Source organism: Streptomyces sp. NPDC088817 (assembly GCF_044750345.1).
Lineage (GTDB): Bacteria > Actinomycetota > Actinomycetes > Streptomycetales > Streptomycetaceae > Streptomyces.
This window is the reverse complement of the sequence record NZ_JBIVJN010000012.1, coordinates 56,084-72,864: the sequence shown is the minus strand read 5'-3', so window position 1 is coordinate 72,864 and position 16,781 is coordinate 56,084. Positions and strand designations below refer to the sequence as shown.

Genomic DNA, 16,781 nt, shown 5'->3' with positions numbered 1-16,781 from the left:
AGGCATCACCACACTCCGGCCTGGGGCCCGACGTTTCGGCCTCCGGCCTGCGTCCGGCCTGCGTCCGGCCTGCGTCCGGCCTGGCGGCCCGGCCTGGCGGCCCGGCCTGCGCCCGGCCCGCGCCGGGTCATCCGGTCTGCGGTCCGGTCGCTCCCGGGCCTCCGGGCGCCCCCGGTCCGTCGATCCGGCTGCCCGGAGTCGTCAGGTGTCGTCGTGGGCCGGTAGGCCCGGCCAGTTGTCCGGGCCGCCGCCCTGCCATTCGATGAGGTCGCTCTCCTCCACCTCTACGCGGTCCAGGTCGGCCAGGCGGAGGATCTCGACCACGTCGTCCAGGTGGGACGCGAGTCCGAGGGTCACGTCGCCCTCGGTCACCCGCCGGGAGCCGTCCAGGGCCGGCGCGTGCACCACGATGTGCGGATGCTGCGTGGGGTAGTTCATGTCCTCAAGCCTCCTGACCCTCAGCCTCCTGCCGTGGCACCCGGTCCGCACGCCGAGAAGCGCCGGACCCGGGTGACGACCCGGGTCCGGCGCTTCCGCCGCCAACCGCTTGGTTGCCGTCCGACGGCGCGAGACTGGGCGCGACAGGACGTTCGCGCCGCCGGACGGGATCAGAGGGCCTCGCGCCAGGAACCGCACGCGCGAGGCGGAGGGCCGGGACCGCGGCGGGTGCGACGGCTCCGGGACGGCCTCCCTCAGGTCGAGAGGACGCTCCCGTCGCTTTCACCACCGCACTGGCTCACACGCCGCCGCGGTCCCTGTGCCCTGCCCGCACCGCCGTCGGGCGGCCACCCCTCATCCGGGTCGCCCGACGGCCCGGGCGGGCCGTACGCGTACGGGATCCGGGGCATGACCTCCCGGCGGACCCCGTACGCGGCTCGGTGTCAGTCCTCGCGCAGGGCGCGCACCGCCTCCTCCACGCGCCTGCCGTAGTCCGGGTCGGCGGCGTGGAAGTGCGCGAGGTTCTTCCTGATCACGTCGTCGCGGGAGACCTGCGCGAGGCCGCCGGCGATGTTCGCGACCAGACGCCGCTTCTCCTCCTCGGACATGAGCCGGTACAGCTCGCCCGCCTGGAAGAAGTCGTCGTCCTTGGTGTGGGCGGGCGCCGCGTGGGTGCCCGTGTGGCCGTTCACCGCGAGCGGGGCCGACAGCGGACGGCCGGTCTCGACGGGGCCGTCGTGGGAGTTCGGCTCGTAGTTCTTGGCGTACCGGCCCTGGGAGTTGGCCGCCATGAGGCCGTCGCGGCCGTAGTTGTCCGCGCCGCCGGGTACCGCCTTCGGGGCGTTCACCGCGAGCTGGGTGTGGTTGACGCCCAGGCGGTAGCGGTGGGCGTCGGCGTAGGCGAACAGCCGGCCCTGGAGCATCTTGTCCGGCGACGGGCCGATGCCCGGCACGAAGTTGTTCGGGGAGAACGCGGCCTGCTCGACCTCGGCGAACACGTTGTCCGGGTTGCGGTCCAGGACCAGCCGGCCCACCCGCCGCAGGGGGTGGTCCCCGTGCGGCCAGACCTTGGTCAGGTCGAAGGGGTTGAAGCGGTAACCGGCCGCCTCGGCCGCCGTCATGATCTGGACGTACAGCGTCCAGGACGGGCGCACCCCGCGCTCGATGGCCTGGAGCAGGTCCGTCTGGTGGGAGGCCGGGTCCGTGCCCGCGATCTCCTGGGCCTGCTCGGTGGTCAGGCAGCGGATGCCCTGGTCCGTCTTGAAGTGGTACTTGACGAAGAAGGCCTCGCCGTCGGCGTTCGTCCACTGGTAGGTGTGCGAGCCGTAGCCGTTCATGTGGCGGTACGACGCCGGGATGCCGCGGTCGCCCATCAGCCACGTCACCTGGTGCGTGGCCTCGGGGGCGTGCGCCCAGAAGTCCCAGACGTTGTCCGGCTCCTGACGGCCCGTGAACGGGTCGCGCTTCTGCGAGTGGATGAAGTCGGGGAACTTGATCGGGTCCTTGATGAAGAACACCGGGGTGTTGTTGCCGACGAGGTCGTAGTTGCCCTCCTCGGTGTAGAACTTCACCGCGAATCCGCGCGGGTCCCGCACCGCGTCCGCGCCGCCGAGGGAGTCCGCCACGGTGGAGAAGCGCACGAACACCTCGGTGCGCTTGCCGACCGCGCCCAGGAAGTCGGCGTGGGTGTAGGCGGTGACGTCGTCGGTCACCTCGAAGTACCCGTGGGCGCCGGAGCCGCGGGCGTGCACCACGCGCTCCGGGATGCGCTCGCGGTTGAAGCGCGCCAGCTTCTCCAACAGGTGCTGGTCCTGGAGGAGGAGAGGGCCGCCGATGCCGGCGGAGGCGGAGTTCTGGTTGTCGGCGACCGGGGCGCCGGACTCGGTCGTGAGCACGCGCTTCGACATCGGGGACCTTCCGTGCAGAGTGCATGCGGAAATATGTTTCCGCTTCGTGGAGTTTCCGCTGGCGTGGAGCCTAGGAGCGGCGCGATCGCCTCGTCAACAGTTTGTTGAACAAGAGGTGGTGGCAATCCGGACGGCGCCGCCGCCTGGGCGCGACATGACAGATGTCGGCGGCGGCGCCGTCCGGAGGTCCGGGGGGCCGGTCAGACCTGGGCGCCGGAGAGGCGCTCCACGGCCCGCAGCAGGGCCGAGTGATCCAGGCCGCCGTCGCCCTGCGCGCGCAGGGAGGCCACCAACTGGGCCACCACGGCGCCGACGGGCAGGGCGGCACCCACGGTGCGGGCCGCGTCCGTCACGATTCCCATGTCCTTGTGGTGCAGGTCGATACGGAAGCCCGGCTTGAAGTCGCGCTGGAGGAAGTTGTCCTTCTTCCGTGTCAGCACGGTCGAGCCCGCCAGACCGCCGTTCAGGACGTCCAGCGCCGCCTTCAGGTCCACGCCCGACTTCTCCAGGAAGACCACGGCCTCGGCGCACGCCTGGATGTTGACGGCGACGATGAGCTGGTTGGCGGCCTTCACGGTCTGGCCGGAGCCGTGCGGACCGCACAGCACGATGGTCCTGCCCAGCGCCTCGAAGAGCGGCTCGGCCGCGTCGAAGTCGGCCTGCTCGCCGCCGACCATGATCGACAGCACCGCCTCGACGGCGCCCGCCTCACCGCCCGAGACGGGGGCGTCCAGGACCCGGATTCCCTTGTCCTTGGCGGCGGCGGCCAGATCGATCGAGGTCTGCGGGGTGATCGAGGACATGTCGATCAGCAGCGCGCCGGAGCGTGCGTTCTCCAGGATGCCGTCCGGGCCGTACGCGATGGCCTCGACCTGCGGCGACGCGGGCACCATCGTGACGATCACGTCGGCGTCCCGGACCGCCTCGGCGATCGAGCCCGCCGCGGTGCCGCCCGCGGCGGTCAGCCGGTCCAGCTTCGCCTGCTCCAGCGTGTGGCCGGTGACGTCGTAGCCCGCCTTGATCAGGTTCTCGGACATGGGGGAGCCCATGATGCCGAGGCCGATCCAAGCAACCTTGGGGAGGGTGGTGGTCATGTGCGGGTGCCTTTCTGACTTCTGTGCTGCGTCTGGGAGTCGGGGCCCGGTGAAAGGGGTCCGGGTGGGTCAGCGGGCCGCTCGGGCCACGGCCGGCAGCCACCCGAAGGCCTCGGCGCTCGGGCGATCGCCCGGCTTGTACTCCAGGCCGACCCAGCCGTCGTAACCGGCCTTCCCCAGCTGGTCGAGGAGGTCCTCCAGGGGGAGCGAGCCCGTGCCGGGCGCGCCGCGGCCGGGGTTGTCCGCGATCTGGACGTGGCCGGTCCGCGCGGCGTACCGCTCGATCACCGACGGCAGGTCCTCGCCGTTCATGGACAGGTGGTACAGGTCCATCAGGAACCTGGCGTTGCCGAGACCCGACGCCGCGTTCACCTTGTCCACCACCTCGACGGCGGCGGGGGCGCTCACCAGCGGGTACAGCGGCGACTCCGGCTTGTTGAGCGCCTCGACCAGCAGGATCGCGCCGATGCCGTCGGCGGCCCGGGCCGCGAGGACGAGGTTGTCCAGCGCGAGCGCGTCCTGCTCGGCCGGGTCCACGCCCTCGACCCGGTTGCCGTACAGGGCGTTGAGGGCCGTGCAGCCGAGGGACCGGGCGAGCTCCGCGGCCACGTCGATGTTGGCGCGGAACCGCTCCGACTCCTCACCGGGCACGGACAGCGCGCCGCGGTCGGGGCCCGGGAGCCGTCCGGCGTAGAAGTTCAGGCCGGTGAGCTGTACGCCCGCGTCCTCGATCGCCTTCTTCAGGGCGTCGGTCGCGGCACGCTCCGGGGTGGGGGAGTCGATCCACGGCCACCACAGCTCGACCGCGGTGAAGCCGGCCGCGGCGGCGGCCGCCGGCCGCTCCAGGAGCGGGAGTTCCGTGAAGAGGATCGACAGGTTGACGTTGAAGCGCTGGTCTGCGAATCCCATCAGGGCCGCGCTCCCTTCCGTTGTCGCCGGTATTCCGTATTGCGGAAGTTTGTTTCTGCTTAATGGAAGACTGCCGGGGGGTGTCGCGGCTTGTCAAGAGGGTGCGGGCTCCCGCATGGATCCCCGCCGCGAGGGGCTGCCCGGTAACCGGCCCGCGCGTTAGGTTGTGCGCGTGCGATTGAGAGTGGAGTTCACGACCGAACCCTTCGATCTGGACGAGGCCCCCCAGCACGCGCTGGTGGCACGGGAGGTCGTCGAGGACGCCGAGCTGGACGCCGTGGACGTCGGCCCGTTCGGCAACACGGCCGAGGGGGGCGCCGAGGTCGTCCTGGACGCCGTGGACGCCCTGCTGCGCAGGACCCTCGGGGCCGGCGCCACCCGGATCTCCCTCCAGGTCACCGTGCTCGGGGAGGACGCGAGGTGATCGGGGAGGAGTCCTTCATCGCGGCCCTGAAGCCGCTGGTCGACGCGATCGGCGGCCGGATGCTCCCGCCCGACGAGGCGGGCCCCGACGACGTCGTGCTCCTCTGGGAGGGTGACGTCGCCGTCGCCGTGCGCCTGCCGCAGCTCGCCGACTCCCTGGACCACATCCTGGCCGCCATGGAGCGCAGGAAGGGCATGCCGCTCGCGGATCTGGACCGCAAGGCCAAGCAGGAGGTCGTGCGGGTCCTGGAGTCGCGCGGCGCCTTCTCCGTCCGGCACGGGGTGGAGACCGTGGCGAGCGCGCTGGGCGTCAGCCGCTTCACCGTCTACAACTACCTCAACCGCGACAAGCAGAGCTGAGCCACAGCCGGGCAGGACGACGGCCCGGAATTTTCAACAAACTGTTGACGCGGTGTTCGTCAGGGCGTTAGCTGTCCGCAGCCCGTTCCACGCGAAGGCCGTCAACAGCCCACGGAGGCTCCCGTGACTTCGACCTCAACGCCACCGGGCCTCGCCCGATTCAACGCCCTCCCCGAAGACGCGGCCCGAGTCGCCCTTCTGGAGGCGTGCGCCAGCACGGCGTGGGCCGACCGGCTGCTGGCGGCCCGCCCCTGCGACACCCCCGACGACCTCGAAGCCGTGAGCGACGCCGCCATGGCGGAGCTGACCCCAGCGGACCTCGAGGAGGCGATGGCCGGCCATCCACCGATCGGCCGTCCCAAGCCCGGCGACCCGGCCTCGGCCCGCGAACAGCGCGGAATGGCCGGCGCCTCCGAGGAACTCAAGGCCGAGATGCTCGACCTCAACCTGGCCTACCAGGACAAGTTCGGCCACGTCTTCCTCATCTGCGCCACCGGCCGGACCGGCGAGCAGATGCGCGACGCGCTCAAGGAGCGGATCGGCAACGCGCCGGAGCAGGAACGCGAGATCGTCCGCAGCGAACTGGGGAAGATCAACCGCATCCGGCTCGCCCGGCTGCTCGAAGACGCCTGAGAAGACGCCCGAAGAGGAAACCATGAGCACCGAGACCACCGCCTCCGTGTCCACGCACATCCTGGACACCTCCGCCGGCCGCCCCGCCGACGGCGTCGCCGTCCGCCTTCTGGCCCGCTCGGGCCGGGAAGCCGACTGGCAGGCGCTCGGCGGCTCCTCGACCGACGCCGACGGGCGGTGCAAGGACCTACCGGCACCGCCGGAGGGCACCACCCACGTACGGCTCGAGTTCGACACCGAGACGTACTTCGCCAAGAAACAAGCCGCGGCCCAGCAGGACGCCCCCGCGCTCCGGGACAGCGAGAACGGCCGGCCCGTGTTCTTCCCCGAGGTCACCATCGCCTTCGCGGTGGTGCCCGGCGAGCACTACCACGTTCCGCTGCTGCTCAACCCGTTCGGCTACTCCGTTTACCGAGGGAGCTGACCGACACCATGACCCGTTTCGTCCTGGGACAGAACCAGTACGGCAAGGCCGAGAACCGAGTCGTCAAGATCACGCGTGACGGCGACACGCACCACATCAAGGACCTGAACGTCTCCGTCGCCCTGTCCGGCGACATGGAGGAGGTCCACCGCAGCGGCTCCAACGCGAACGTCCTGCCGACCGACACCACCAAGAACACGGTGTTCGCCTTCGCCAAGGAGCACGGGATCCGGAGCGCCGAGGACTTCGGCGTCAGGCTCGCCCGCCACTTCGTGGACAACACCGAGCCCATCCACCGGGCCCGCATCCGCGTCGAGGAGTACGCCTGGGAGCGGATCGAGACCTCGCAGTCCGGCGCGCGCTTCGTCGGCTCGGAGGAGATCGCCCACTCCTTCGTCCGCAAGGGCCAGGAGACCCGCGTCGCGCAGATCACCTACGACGGCCACGGAATCCAGGTGCTCTCCGGGTTCAAGGACCTGACCGTACTGAACTCGACCAACTCCGAGTTCTTCGGCTTCCTCAAGGACAAGTACACCTCCCTCCCGGAGGACCACGACCGCATCCTCGCCACCACCGTCTCCACCTGGTGGCGGCACAACTGGAACGGCATCGACTCCGACGCCCCCGACTGGGAGCGCTCGTACAACGGAGTGCGCAAACACGCGCTGCAGGCGTTCGCCGAGACCTACTCGTACTCGCTCCAGCAGACCCTCTTCGAGATGGGTGTGCGGGTGCTGAACTCCCGCGACGAGGTCGACGAGATCCGCTTCTCGATGCCCAACAAGCACCACTTCCGCTCGGACCTGTCGCCCTTCGGGATCGACAACGAGGCCAAGGACGGTGCCGTCTACTACGCCGCCGACCGCCCGTACGGCCTGATCGAGGCCACCATCCTGCGGGACGGCGCCGAGCAGCTCATCCCGGTCGACATGACAAACCTCTGACGCGGGACGCGCGCCACCGGACCCGCTCCGGACCGGTGGCGCGCCACACCGGAGGGAACGAAATGGCACTGCCTGCTCAAGGGTCCGTCGAAGGCCCGTGTTCCACCCCGCCGGTGCACACCGAGGACGCCGTCACGTCCGTGCACCCGGTGGACGAGAGACTCCACCCCTCGCGGCTCGCCCCCGCCGCGCTCCAGCACATCGCCGCCATGTACGCGGGCGTTGTCACCCCTCCGCTCATCATCGGCCAGGCCTGCGGACTCGACATCGCGGCCCGCACCCGGCTCATCGCCGCCAGCCTGCTGATCGCCGGCGTCGCGACGATCCTCCAGACCATCGGCGTCAAGCAACTCGTGGGCAACCGCCTGCCGTTCGTGAACGCCGCCTCCTCGGCCGGCATCGCCCCGATCCTCGCCATCGCCGAGACCAACACCAAGGGCCACCAACTCCCCGCGATCTACGGCGCCGTGATGGTCGCCGGCGCCTTCTGCCTGGCCGTCGGCCCGTTCTTCGGCAGGCTGCTGAAATACTTCCCGCCGCTCGTCACCGGCGTGGTGATCACCCTCATCGGGGTCACGCTGATGCCCGTGCCCGTCGGCTGGGCGCAGGGCGGCGACAGGACCGCCGCCGGCTTCGGCTCCATGAAGAACCTCGCCCTCGCCGCGTTCACCCTCGTCGTCATCCTGCTGATCCAGCGCTTCGGCAAGGGCTTCGTCAAACAGGTCGCCCTGCTGTTCGGACTGCTCGTCGGCACCCTGGCCGCGCTCCCGTTCGGCATGGCCGACTTCCGCGGCATCACCTCCGCCCCCCTCGCCGCGCTGCCCACCCCCTTCGCCTTCGGCACGCCCGTCTTCCAGCCAGCGGCCATCCTGTCGCTGTGCATCGTGATGCTGGTGCTGATGACCGAGTCCAGCGCCGGCATGCTCGCCCTCGGCGAGATCTGCGACCGCCGCGCCGACGCCCGGACCATCACCCGCGGACTGCGCACCGACGGCATCGCCACCCTGCTCGGCCCCGTCTTCGGCGGCTTCCCCACCTCCGCCTTCGCCCAGAACGTCGGCGTCGTCTCACTGACCCGGGTGCGCAGCCGTTACGTCGTCGCCGCCGCCGGCTCCGCCCTGCTCGTCCTCGGCGCCTTCCCGGTCCTCGGCGCGGTCGTCTCCCTGGTACCGATGCCGGTCCTCGGCGGCGCCGGCATCGTACTGTTCGGCTCGATCGCCGTCAGCGGCATCCGCACCCTGTCCGAGGCCGGACTGGACGACAGCTCCAACATCATCCTGGTCGCCGTGGCCCTCGGCGCCGGCATCATCCCGCTGGCCGCCCCCACCTTCTACACCCAGTTCCCGGCCTGGGCCCAGACCGTGCTCGGCTCCGGGATCAGCGCCGGCGCCATCGCCGCCGTCCTGCTCAACCTGTTCTTCCACCACCTCGGCACCCGGAGCGGCACCGCTCCGGCACTCAAATCCTCCTAGGGTCCTGCCGTGCCCTCCCCGCGGACGTCCCACGTCCACGGGCCGCCACCAAAGACAAGGAAGCGCAATGGCACCATCGGCAGCCCAGCGCGTTGTCATCGAGAACTGCGCGATCGCGACCGTCGACGCGGACGACACCGAGTACGCCCTCGGACACCTCGTCCTCGCCGGCAACCGGATCGAGTCGGTCGGCGCGGGCAAGGCCCCCGAAGGGCTGAAGGACGTAACACGCCGGATCGACGCGAGCGGCCATCTGGCCACGCCCGGTCTGGTCAACACCCACCACCACTTCTACCAGTGGATCACCCGGGGCCTGGCCACCGACCACAACCTGTTCGACTGGCTTGTCGCGCTCTACCCGACCTGGGCGCGCATCGACGAGGAGATGGTCTCCGCGGCGGCCCGCGGCTCGCTGGCGATGATGGCCCGCGGCGGCGTCACCACCGCCATGGACCACCACTACGTCTTCCCGCGGGGCTCCGGAGACCTGTCCGGCGCGATCATCCGGGCCGCCCGCGAGACGGGCGTCCGGTTCACCCTCGCCCGCGGCTCGATGGACCGCGGCGAGAAGGACGGCGGATTGCCGCCGGACTTCGCCGTGGAGACGCTCCAGGACGCGCTCGCATCCACCGAGGAGACCGTGCGACAGCACCACGACGCCTCCTTCGACGCCATGACGCAGGTCGCCGTCGCCCCCTGCTCACCCTTCTCCGTCTCCACCGAACTGCTCGAGCAGGCCGCCGAACTGGCCCGCCGGCTCGGCGTACGGCTGCACACCCACGGCTCGGAGACGGTCGAGGAGGAGAAGTTCTGCCACGAGCTGTTCGGCAGGGGACCCACCGACTACTTCGAGTCCACGGGCTGGCTGGGCGAGGACGTGTGGATGGCGCACTGCGTCCACATGAACGACTCCGACATCGCCGCCTTCGCCCGCACGAGGACCGGCGTGGCGCACTGCCCCTCGTCCAACGCCCGCCTGGCGGCCGGAATCGCGCGTGTCCCCGACATGCTGGCGGCCGGCGTCCCGGTCGGCCTCGGCGTCGACGGCACCGCCTCCAACGAGTCCGGCGAACTCCACACCGAACTGCGCAACGCCCTGCTGATCAACCGCCTCGGCGCACACCGCGAGGCGGCCCTCACCGCCCGCCAGGCACTGCGCCTGGGTACCTACGGCGGCGCCCAGGTGCTCGGCCGGGCCGGCCAGATCGGCTCACTGGAGCCGGGCAAGCTGGCCGACCTGGTGCTGTGGAAGATGGACACACTGGCCCACGCCTCGATCGCCGACCCGGTGGCCGCCCTGGTCCTCGGCGCGGCGGCACCGGTCACCGCCTCCTTCGTGGACGGGCGGCAGATCGTCGAGGACGGCCGGCTGCTGACCGCCGACGAGGACGCCATCGCCCGCGCCACACGGGCCGAGGCACAGCGGCTGGCGCGGATCACTGCGCGAAGCTGACCGATTCAAGGAACTCCGGGCGGGAGGGACGGCTCCCGACCGGTAGCCGTGGACCCGAGCGGGGTCCACGGCGGGCCGGCTCCGGGGCGCGCTTGGACACGCGCCCCGGAACGGTCCTCCGTCGCCCACCGCGGGCCCCCGAGGGCCCGTCCCCGGTCCCTCCCCCAAGCTCTCGGCTTCGCTCGAGCAGGGAGGTACCCCCATGCCCACACGCACCACCTCCTTGACACCCACGTCGAAGACGACGTGTCAACCGACCGGAGGAGCAGCCGTGGCCGCTCACCCCACGTCCCGCGACGAGGCACGACAGCCAGCCGAGTCCACCACCCACCCCGTGGACGAGAAACTCCCCGTCCTGAAGATGGCGACCAGCGGCCTCCAGCACGTGGCCGCCATGTACGCGGGCGTCGTCGCCCCGCCCCTGATCGTCGGCGCGGCCGTCGGCCTGTCCGGCACCGAGCTGACCTTCCTCACCGGGGCCTGCCTGTTCACGGCCGGTCTCGCCACGTTCCTTCAGACCCTCGGCATCTGGAAGATCGGCGCCCGGCTCCCCTTCGTCAACGGCGTCACCTTCGCCGGTGTCGCCCCCATGACCGCGATCGTCGCCTCCACCAAGGACAAGTCCGACGCCCTGCCGATCATCTTCGGCGCGGTCATCGTGGCGGGCGTCCTAGGCTTCCTGGCCGCGCCGATCTTCTGCAAGGCGATCCGCTTCTTCCCGCCCGTGGTCACCGGCACCGTGATCACCCTCATCGGCGTCTCCCTGCTGCCCGTCGCCTTCGGCTGGGCCCAGGGCCCCAATCCGGCCGCGCACGACTACGGCTCGGCGACCAACCTCACCCTCGCCGGCATCACCCTGGTCATCGTGCTGCTGCTGCGCCGCTTCACCCGCGGCTTCGTCAAGCAGATCGCGGTCCTGCTCGGCCTGGTCGCCGGCACGATCATCGCGATCCCGTTCGGGGTCACGGACTTCGGCCCGGTGGCGGAGGCGCGGGTGGTCGGCTTCCCGACCCCGTTCCACTTCGGCGCGCCGCAGTTCAAGGTCGCCGCGATCCTGTCGATGTGCGTGGTCATGGTGGTCTCGATGACCGAGTCCACCGCCGACATGCTGGCCCTCGGCGAGATCGTGGAACGCCCGGCCGACGAGAAGACGATCGCCGCCGGCCTGCGTGCCGACACCCTCGGCTCCGCCCTCAGCCCCCTGTTCAACGGCTTCATGTGCAGCGCCTTCGCGCAGAACATCGGCCTGGTGGCCATGACCCGGATCCGCAGCCGCTTCGTGGTGGCCTTCGGCGGCGGCTTCCTGGTCCTGATGGGCCTGTGTCCGATGGCCGCCTCGCTCATCGCCGTCGTACCGCGCCCGGTGCTCGGCGGCGCGGGCGTGGTCCTGTTCGGCTCGGTCGCCGCCAGCGGCATCCAGACCCTGGCACGGGCCGGCCTCGACAAGGACAACAACGTGCTGATCGTCGCCGTCTCGATCGCCGTCGGCATCATCCCGATCACGGCGCCGAACTTCTACCACGCCTTCCCGGAGACCGCCCGGATCGTCCTCGACTCCGGCATCTCCACCGGTTGCGTCGCGGCCGTCCTGCTCAACTTCGTCTTCAACCACCTGGGCAAGCCGGGCTCCGTGGGCGCCCAGGACGTCACTCACCCGATGGAGGCGGGGGAGGAGATCGCGGTGGTGCGCTGACCCCCGCGGGACGCGGGGTGAAAGGGGTACGGCGGCTTCGCCGTGCCCCTGCCTCTCACACCCTGCGCGGCGAGGCCAGCAGGTACCGGGCCCTCGTGCGGGGCTCGGTGTACTCCCCGGCCTGCCAGCCCGCCCGCTCCAGCGCGGCCGCGCACGCCCGCAGCGCCGCGCCGTCGGGCCCGTACACCGCGACCGCCTCCGGCTGCGGGGTCGCCCGCACCCGGTAACCGCCGGCGCCCGGCCCGTCGGGCCGCAGCCCCGCCGCCTCCAGGGCGAGCGCGGCGGCCCGCACCAGATGCGCGCGCTCCCAGCCACACGGCCGCTCGACGGCACCGTCCGGATTGGTCATCCGGCGCAGCTCCAGCAGCCCCTGCCAGGCACTGTGCACCTCGCGCACCCGCCCGGGACCGTCGTACGGCTCCTCCTCACCGCCGACGCGGGCGGAGAACACACCGGTACCGTCGGCCGCCTCCCCGGCCGGGGAAGCCTTCTCCTCCTTATCTCCTTCTTTCTCCTCCCGTATTCGATGCCCGGCGGGAGTGAGGAAATGGTCGTGCGGCGGGCGCGGGTGCCGGAACGCGAGCCCGCGCTTCACCAGCGCCGCGAGCTGCGCCTCCGTACCCCTGAGCCGGCCGGTCACGGGGTCGGCGGCGTCGATGACGCGGCGCTGCGCGGCGGTGGGCGGTCGAGTCACGGCGCGGCCTCCCCGTATCGTCGGACGGTCGTCGGTCAGCTGCTTCGAAGAGTAGGACCCGGCACTGACAACGACCCGCAGCCGCTCACGCCGAAGGCGCCGCCTGGATGTTCCAGCCCGCGATCACCGGCCGCCCGTGCTCCGTGCCCAGCCGGCCCACCGTGCCCGTGGCGAGCTGGAACAGCGCGCCCGCCGACGGCGGCAGTCCGAGCCGCCGGGCGGTGAGCACCCGCAGGAAGTGCCCGTGCGCCACCAGCAGGACGGCCGCCCCGGTGTCGGCGAGCGCGGCGTCCACCTTGCCCAGCATCCGGTCGGCCCGCTCCCCGACCTGTTCCACGCTCTCCCCGGGATGCTCCGGCGGTCCCGGGGCGACGCCGTCCGTGAACAGGAACCAGCCGGGACGCGTCCGCTGGATCTCGTCGGTCGTGATGCCCTCGTAGCCGCCGTAGTCCCACTCCCGCAGATCGGCGTCGACCCGCGCGTCGTGGACCCCGATCAGCTCGGCCGTCTCCCGCGCCCGCTGCGAGGGGCTGACGAAGGCCGCCCCGATCCGGTACGAGCGGATCAACGGCGCCAGCCGCCGCGCCTCTTCCTGCCCGTGTTCGGTGAGCGGTACGTCCGTCCATCCGGTGTGGCGCCCGGACCGCGACCACTCGGTCTCCCCGTGCCGTACGAGAAAGAGATCACCCATGCCTCCCAGGCTACGAGCCCGCCCCCGCCCACCCGCGGACGCACGCGCCCACGGCGGGGCCTCGCGCCCCGGGCACTTTCGGAGCACGGACCGGCACCGCGACATCACCACCGCGCCGCAGGCGAGGAACGTGACGGCATGTTGGCCGAGCAAGGCGACGGTTACTTGTCACCGCGACCACCAGGTTGTCCACGACCACATCGAGCGGTACGGCAAGCACTCGGCAGATCCGTCGCGGACGGCGCACCTGGCCAGGGGTTGCTGGTTCGACTGACGGGGCGGAGCGGGGTATTTGGCCGTCTCAAATCGATCTTGGCGACGATTTCGTCCTTGTGCAACCTTTCACGTTCGCAGCAGGTCTGGTCTGTCGGGTCAGCAGACCCACAGAGCAGACTTGGGGAACAAATGCGTATTCGCGCCACTGTTGCCGCTGTCTCCGGCACCCTGGCCCTGTCCGCCTTCGCCGTGCCGGTTTCTCATGCGAGCAGCCCATCGTTCGCGCTGACGGGGGCGGACGCCGCCCCGGTGATCAGCAAGGTCGTTGTGAACAGTGGAAAGCCGATCGTGCTCGGTACCACCGCCACCAAGAAGGAGACGGTTTCCGTCACCGCGTCCCACTCCTCGGGCATCGAGGACGCTCTCTCCTACATGTGGAGAGGCCGCGACAGCAACCCGAATCTGTACGGCTTCGGGTTCCACCCGGACGGGGAAAGGGCCAAGTGCAGGTCCGCGAAAGCCACAACCTCGACCTGTACCTTCATCATCACGGTCGATCCCGGATACCTGTGGAACACCAACGCCACGACCTGGCGGGTCTACGCCGCAGCATGGGGCAAGGACGGGAGCTTCACCGAGAATGACAAGTTCTCCTCGGTCAGGTTCCAGCGGCTGTCACGGCTGACGGTCAAAGCCTCCCCGAAGCCCGTGAAGAAGGGCAGCACCATTACGGTCACGGGCAAGCTGGACCGGGCCGACTGGGACACCCGTAAGTACGCGGGCTACACGTCCCAGTCGGTCAAACTCCAGTTCCGGAAGAAGAACAGCAGCACATACACCACCGTCAAGACGGTGAAGAGCTCCAACACCGGCACGCTGAAGACCACGGTCAAGGCAGTGAAGGACGGCTACTGGCGCTGGAGTTTCGCCGGTACGACCTCGACTCCCGCAGTCAACGCCACTGGTGACTTCGTCCACGTGAAGTAGTTCCGCAGCGCGCAGTAGCGAGAGAACCGAAGGGCTCGGCAGGCTGGGCCCTTCGCCCGCGTGACCTCCGCAGTTCTCCGTGGCTCCGCGTCGTCGAAGCTCCCTGTGGGGCATGGGGGGCACGCTTGGAACCTGGCTATGCGGTCGGCAACGTGAACTCGCTCACCGTGTGCCACGAACCTGGTGTGTCACTCCCAGCGATCAAGCGGACGCGGTCGATTCGGGCCTGGATCGGCAGCTCCGCTTCCAATTCCGTGGCTGCCTGTTGCATGGAGAGGAGATCAGCCAGGTGCGTGCTCCCGACAGTCAGGTGCGGCGTCGGGTCTGGATGTGCTCCCCGGTACGGCGGACACTCAGGGAACTGACGCACCCCGGCTTCAGTGAGCGCGCGGAACGGCGCATCGGGGTCTGGCGCCAGCCACATGACGTCCTGTCCGAACCATGCGACCTGGGAGAAGGTGCAGGTGAAGGCGGGCACCGTTGCCAAGCATGCTCGCAGATCGTCGATCACGCTCTTGGTGATGCGGTCAGGCATGAGGAACGGATAGAGGACCGTGATGTGCGCCGGAACGGGACAGGATGCCGTGTGGTCAAAGATGTGCCGGAAGGGCCCCACGACCGCCTCCGCCTCAGGTATGGGAGCGATGATTGCCGTCTTCGTTGCGCCTGCGAGATTGTCCACGCGCACACTCAACACCATCCGTGACGCGCCAACCGGCCATACATACTGAGGTCTGACGTGCGCCTACATGGTCGCCGACTGTCATCGTTTGTCAACGTCGGTTCGCCTCGGGCGGCTACATGACGCTCGTCGAGGAACGTGACGAAACCGGGGATGCCGCCCCAAGTCACGTTCCATGTACGCTGCCCGGTCCGCCAGGGCGGTGGCGGAGTCCTGGAACGCGTCGTGGGCGTCATCCATGTGCGGGCGGACTATTTCGCCGAACTTCTTCCGGAAGGCTTAGACCGGTTCGCTTCGGCGACTTCGGCGTCCAACTCCTCGAAGGACTGTTTGGCCGTCAGTAGTGGTTACCCGAACGCGCAGTTGAGTGGGTCACTCGGTGCGGTGGAGGATGGGGGAACGCGCCATGGTCGCTCGCACGGGAGTCTACGGTCGGTGACCGTGAAGTTGGTGGTGCAGGTGAGGCTGCTGCCTACGCCCGTGCAGGCGGCGGCACTCGAGGCGAGCCTGCACGCCTGTAATGAGGCGGCGACTTGGGCGAGCGGCGTTGCGTTCGACAAGGACGTGAAGAAGAGCTTCGCGCTGCGTGAGCACGCCTACCGTGAGATCAAAACGCGGTGGGGGCTGGGCGCGCAGGCTGCCCAGCATGTGATCAAGAAGACCTGCGATGCCTACGCCACGCTGCGAGCGAACCTGAAGGCCGGAAATCTGGGCAGGCCGGGTTCCAAGCGCTACCGCAGGGCCGCCGAGAAGCCGATCGCCTTCCGGGCGGAGAGTGCGCAGCCCTACGACGACCGGATGCTGTCCTGGCAGATACCCAAGCGGCGGATCTCGATCTGGACGACGGCCGGGCGGGTGAAGGACGTGGCGTTCACCGCCTCTGTCGAACAGCTGGCCACCCTGGCCCGTTACCGCCGGGGCGAGTCGGACCTGCTGGTGCGGGACGGCATGTGGTTCCTGAACGCCACCTGCGATGTCCCCGAGCAGCCGCCGAACACCGATCCGGTGGACTTCCTCGGCGTCGACCTGGGCATCGTGAACATCGCCACCACGTCCGACGGCGAGATCATGGCCGGACGGGAGCTGAACCGCACCCGGGTCAGGGAACGCAAGCTGCGGGCGAAGCTGCAAAAGAAGGGCACCCCGTCCGCCAAGCGCCGCCTGAAGAAGCGGCGGCGCAAGGAGGCGCGGCGGGCGAAGGACATCAACCACAAGATCGCGAAGCATGTCGTGGCCGAGGCAGAACGCACCGCTCGCGGGGTCGCCCTGGAGTATCTGACGGGCATCCGCGAGCGGGTACGGCTCCGCAAGCCCCAACGGGCCACCCTGCACTCCTGGGCGTTCCACCAGCTCGGGCAGTTCATCGCGTACAAGCCCCGCAGGGTCGGGGTACCGGTGGTGTACGTCGATCCGGCGTACACCTCCCGCACCTGCGCCGAGTGCGGGCACATCGACAGGGCGAACCGGGTGAGCCAGGCCCGGTTCGCGTGCCGGTCCTGCGGATTCGTTGATCACGCGGACCGGAACGGCTCCCGCAACATCCGCGCCCGAGCGTGGGAGTTGTGGCGACGCGGGGCTGCGTCAACGGCCCCTGCCCCAGCACCGGAGCAGACGCGCCGGGCCGGGGCTGGACGCAAACGCAGCGTCATACCCAGTGACGCCCGTTGTGCAAACGCGTCACCTCGGTGACGAGTAGTTGACAGGCAGGTTCCGGAAGTCGCGCCGAAGTCCCGCGGCCGACTCCGGGACCGTAGCACGGCG

The 16,781-nt window shown here is 70.1% G+C and carries 17 protein-coding genes; 10 read left to right on the top strand and 7 right to left on the bottom strand.

The window, feature by feature from the left end; all coding sequences use genetic code 11:
- Nucleotides 1–201: 201 nt before the first annotated feature.
- The 4 genes from ACIP4X_RS22415 to ACIP4X_RS22400 form a co-directional block, all read right to left on the bottom strand.
- A complete protein-coding gene (locus ACIP4X_RS22415) occupies nt 202–438 on the bottom strand; it encodes a hypothetical protein (protein WP_358734382.1) in 237 nt (78 codons plus the stop codon).
- A gap of 443 nt (nt 439–881) precedes the next feature.
- Complete coding sequence (locus ACIP4X_RS22410; protein WP_358734380.1) at nt 882–2,345, bottom strand: catalase; 1,464 nt, start codon at nt 2,343–2,345, stop codon at nt 882–884.
- 200 nt (nt 2,346–2,545) lie between these two features.
- Nucleotides 2,546–3,439, bottom strand: a complete 894-nt coding sequence (locus ACIP4X_RS22405; protein WP_391459436.1) for a 2-hydroxy-3-oxopropionate reductase — start codon at nt 3,437–3,439, stop codon at nt 2,546–2,548.
- A gap of 69 nt (nt 3,440–3,508) precedes the next feature.
- Entirely contained in the window at nt 3,509–4,348 is an 840-nt protein-coding gene (locus tag ACIP4X_RS22400) for a TIM barrel protein (RefSeq protein WP_391459434.1), read from the bottom strand.
- A 172-nt stretch (nt 4,349–4,520) separates the two neighbouring features.
- On the opposite strand from ACIP4X_RS22400, the gene ACIP4X_RS22395 reads away from it, so the two are divergent.
- From ACIP4X_RS22395 to ACIP4X_RS22360, 8 genes are all read left to right on the top strand, one after another.
- A complete protein-coding gene (locus ACIP4X_RS22395) occupies nt 4,521–4,772 on the top strand; it encodes a hypothetical protein (protein ID WP_358734375.1) in 252 nt (83 codons plus the stop codon).
- Nucleotides 4,769–5,131, top strand: coding sequence for a helix-turn-helix domain-containing protein (locus ACIP4X_RS22390; RefSeq protein WP_358734373.1), 363 nt, complete (start codon nt 4,769–4,771; stop codon nt 5,129–5,131). Before ACIP4X_RS22395 ends, ACIP4X_RS22390 begins: the two co-directional genes overlap by 4 nt.
- Nucleotides 5,132–5,254: 123 nt before the next feature.
- Nucleotides 5,255–5,764 (top strand): 2-oxo-4-hydroxy-4-carboxy-5-ureidoimidazoline decarboxylase, encoded by a 510-nt coding sequence (gene uraD, locus ACIP4X_RS22385; protein WP_358734372.1) that lies wholly within the window; start codon nt 5,255–5,257, stop codon nt 5,762–5,764.
- Nucleotides 5,765–5,786: 22 nt separating this feature from the next.
- Nucleotides 5,787–6,188 carry a hydroxyisourate hydrolase gene (gene uraH / locus ACIP4X_RS22380; RefSeq protein WP_358734370.1) on the top strand — a complete coding sequence of 134 codons (402 nt, stop codon included), beginning with the start codon at nt 5,787–5,789 and terminating at the stop codon, nt 6,186–6,188.
- Between the two features lie 8 nt (nt 6,189–6,196).
- Nucleotides 6,197–7,132 carry a factor-independent urate hydroxylase gene (gene pucL, locus ACIP4X_RS22375; RefSeq protein ID WP_358734368.1) on the top strand — a complete coding sequence of 312 codons (936 nt, stop codon included), beginning with the start codon at nt 6,197–6,199 and terminating at the stop codon, nt 7,130–7,132.
- 62 nt (nt 7,133–7,194) lie between these two features.
- Nucleotides 7,195–8,604 carry a nucleobase:cation symporter-2 family protein gene (locus ACIP4X_RS22370; RefSeq protein ID WP_358734366.1) on the top strand — a complete coding sequence of 470 codons (1,410 nt, stop codon included), beginning with the start codon at nt 7,195–7,197 and terminating at the stop codon, nt 8,602–8,604.
- 67 nt (nt 8,605–8,671) lie between these two features.
- Entirely contained in the window at nt 8,672–10,057 is a 1,386-nt protein-coding gene (locus ACIP4X_RS22365; RefSeq protein ID WP_358734364.1) for an 8-oxoguanine deaminase, read from the top strand.
- Between the two features lie 361 nt (nt 10,058–10,418).
- Nucleotides 10,419–11,750: a solute carrier family 23 protein gene (locus ACIP4X_RS22360; protein WP_391459578.1), complete on the top strand. Its 1,332-nt coding sequence runs from the start codon at nt 10,419–10,421 to the stop codon at nt 11,748–11,750.
- A gap of 55 nt (nt 11,751–11,805) precedes the next feature.
- Here the strand turns inward: ACIP4X_RS22360 and ACIP4X_RS22355 are convergent, their stop codons facing one another.
- Nucleotides 11,806–12,444, bottom strand: coding sequence for a hypothetical protein (locus ACIP4X_RS22355; protein WP_391459430.1), 639 nt, complete (start codon nt 12,442–12,444; stop codon nt 11,806–11,808).
- A gap of 85 nt (nt 12,445–12,529) precedes the next feature.
- Nucleotides 12,530–13,135 carry a histidine phosphatase family protein gene (locus tag ACIP4X_RS22350; RefSeq protein ID WP_391459428.1) on the bottom strand — a complete coding sequence of 202 codons (606 nt, stop codon included), beginning with the start codon at nt 13,133–13,135 and terminating at the stop codon, nt 12,530–12,532.
- A gap of 405 nt (nt 13,136–13,540) precedes the next feature.
- Between ACIP4X_RS22350 and ACIP4X_RS22345 the strand changes: the two genes are divergently transcribed.
- Nucleotides 13,541–14,338 carry a DUF5707 domain-containing protein gene (locus ACIP4X_RS22345; protein WP_401350163.1) on the top strand — a complete coding sequence of 266 codons (798 nt, stop codon included), beginning with the start codon at nt 13,541–13,543 and terminating at the stop codon, nt 14,336–14,338.
- A gap of 136 nt (nt 14,339–14,474) precedes the next feature.
- Here the strand turns inward: ACIP4X_RS22345 and ACIP4X_RS22340 are convergent, their stop codons facing one another.
- The gene (locus ACIP4X_RS22340; RefSeq protein WP_401350160.1) at nt 14,475–15,020 is read right to left on the bottom strand and encodes a 2'-5' RNA ligase family protein; all 546 of its coding nucleotides are present in this window, start codon (nt 15,018–15,020) and stop codon (nt 14,475–14,477) included.
- A gap of 441 nt (nt 15,021–15,461) precedes the next feature.
- Between ACIP4X_RS22340 and ACIP4X_RS22335 the strand changes: the two genes are divergently transcribed.
- On the top strand, nt 15,462–16,709 hold the full coding sequence (locus tag ACIP4X_RS22335) for an RNA-guided endonuclease InsQ/TnpB family protein (protein WP_401350354.1): 1,248 nt from the start codon (nt 15,462–15,464) through the stop codon (nt 16,707–16,709).
- Nucleotides 16,710–16,781 lie beyond the last annotated feature (72 nt).

What these genes read in the sequence shown, in the direction of transcription:
- ACIP4X_RS22350 (WP_391459428.1), bottom strand. Translation starts at nt 13,135, where the DNA reads ATGGGTGATCTCTTTCTCGTACGGCACGGGGAGACCGAGTGGTCGCGG.
- ACIP4X_RS22405 (WP_391459436.1), bottom strand. Translation starts at nt 3,439, where the DNA reads ATGACCACCACCCTCCCCAAGGTTGCTTGGATCGGCCTCGGCATCATG.
- ACIP4X_RS22410 (WP_358734380.1), bottom strand. Translation starts at nt 2,345, where the DNA reads ATGTCGAAGCGCGTGCTCACGACCGAGTCCGGCGCCCCGGTCGCCGAC.
- ACIP4X_RS22365 (WP_358734364.1), top strand. Translation starts at nt 8,672, where the DNA reads ATGGCACCATCGGCAGCCCAGCGCGTTGTCATCGAGAACTGCGCGATC.
- ACIP4X_RS22400 (WP_391459434.1), bottom strand. Translation starts at nt 4,348, where the DNA reads ATGGGATTCGCAGACCAGCGCTTCAACGTCAACCTGTCGATCCTCTTC.
- ACIP4X_RS22370 (WP_358734366.1), top strand. Translation starts at nt 7,195, where the DNA reads ATGGCACTGCCTGCTCAAGGGTCCGTCGAAGGCCCGTGTTCCACCCCG.
- ACIP4X_RS22345 (WP_401350163.1), top strand. Translation starts at nt 13,541, where the DNA reads ATGCGTATTCGCGCCACTGTTGCCGCTGTCTCCGGCACCCTGGCCCTG.
- ACIP4X_RS22415 (WP_358734382.1), bottom strand. Translation starts at nt 438, where the DNA reads ATGAACTACCCCACGCAGCATCCGCACATCGTGGTGCACGCGCCGGCC.
- uraH (WP_358734370.1), top strand. Translation starts at nt 5,787, where the DNA reads ATGAGCACCGAGACCACCGCCTCCGTGTCCACGCACATCCTGGACACC.
- ACIP4X_RS22360 (WP_391459578.1), top strand. Translation starts at nt 10,419, where the DNA reads ATGGCGACCAGCGGCCTCCAGCACGTGGCCGCCATGTACGCGGGCGTC.
- pucL (WP_358734368.1), top strand. Translation starts at nt 6,197, where the DNA reads ATGACCCGTTTCGTCCTGGGACAGAACCAGTACGGCAAGGCCGAGAAC.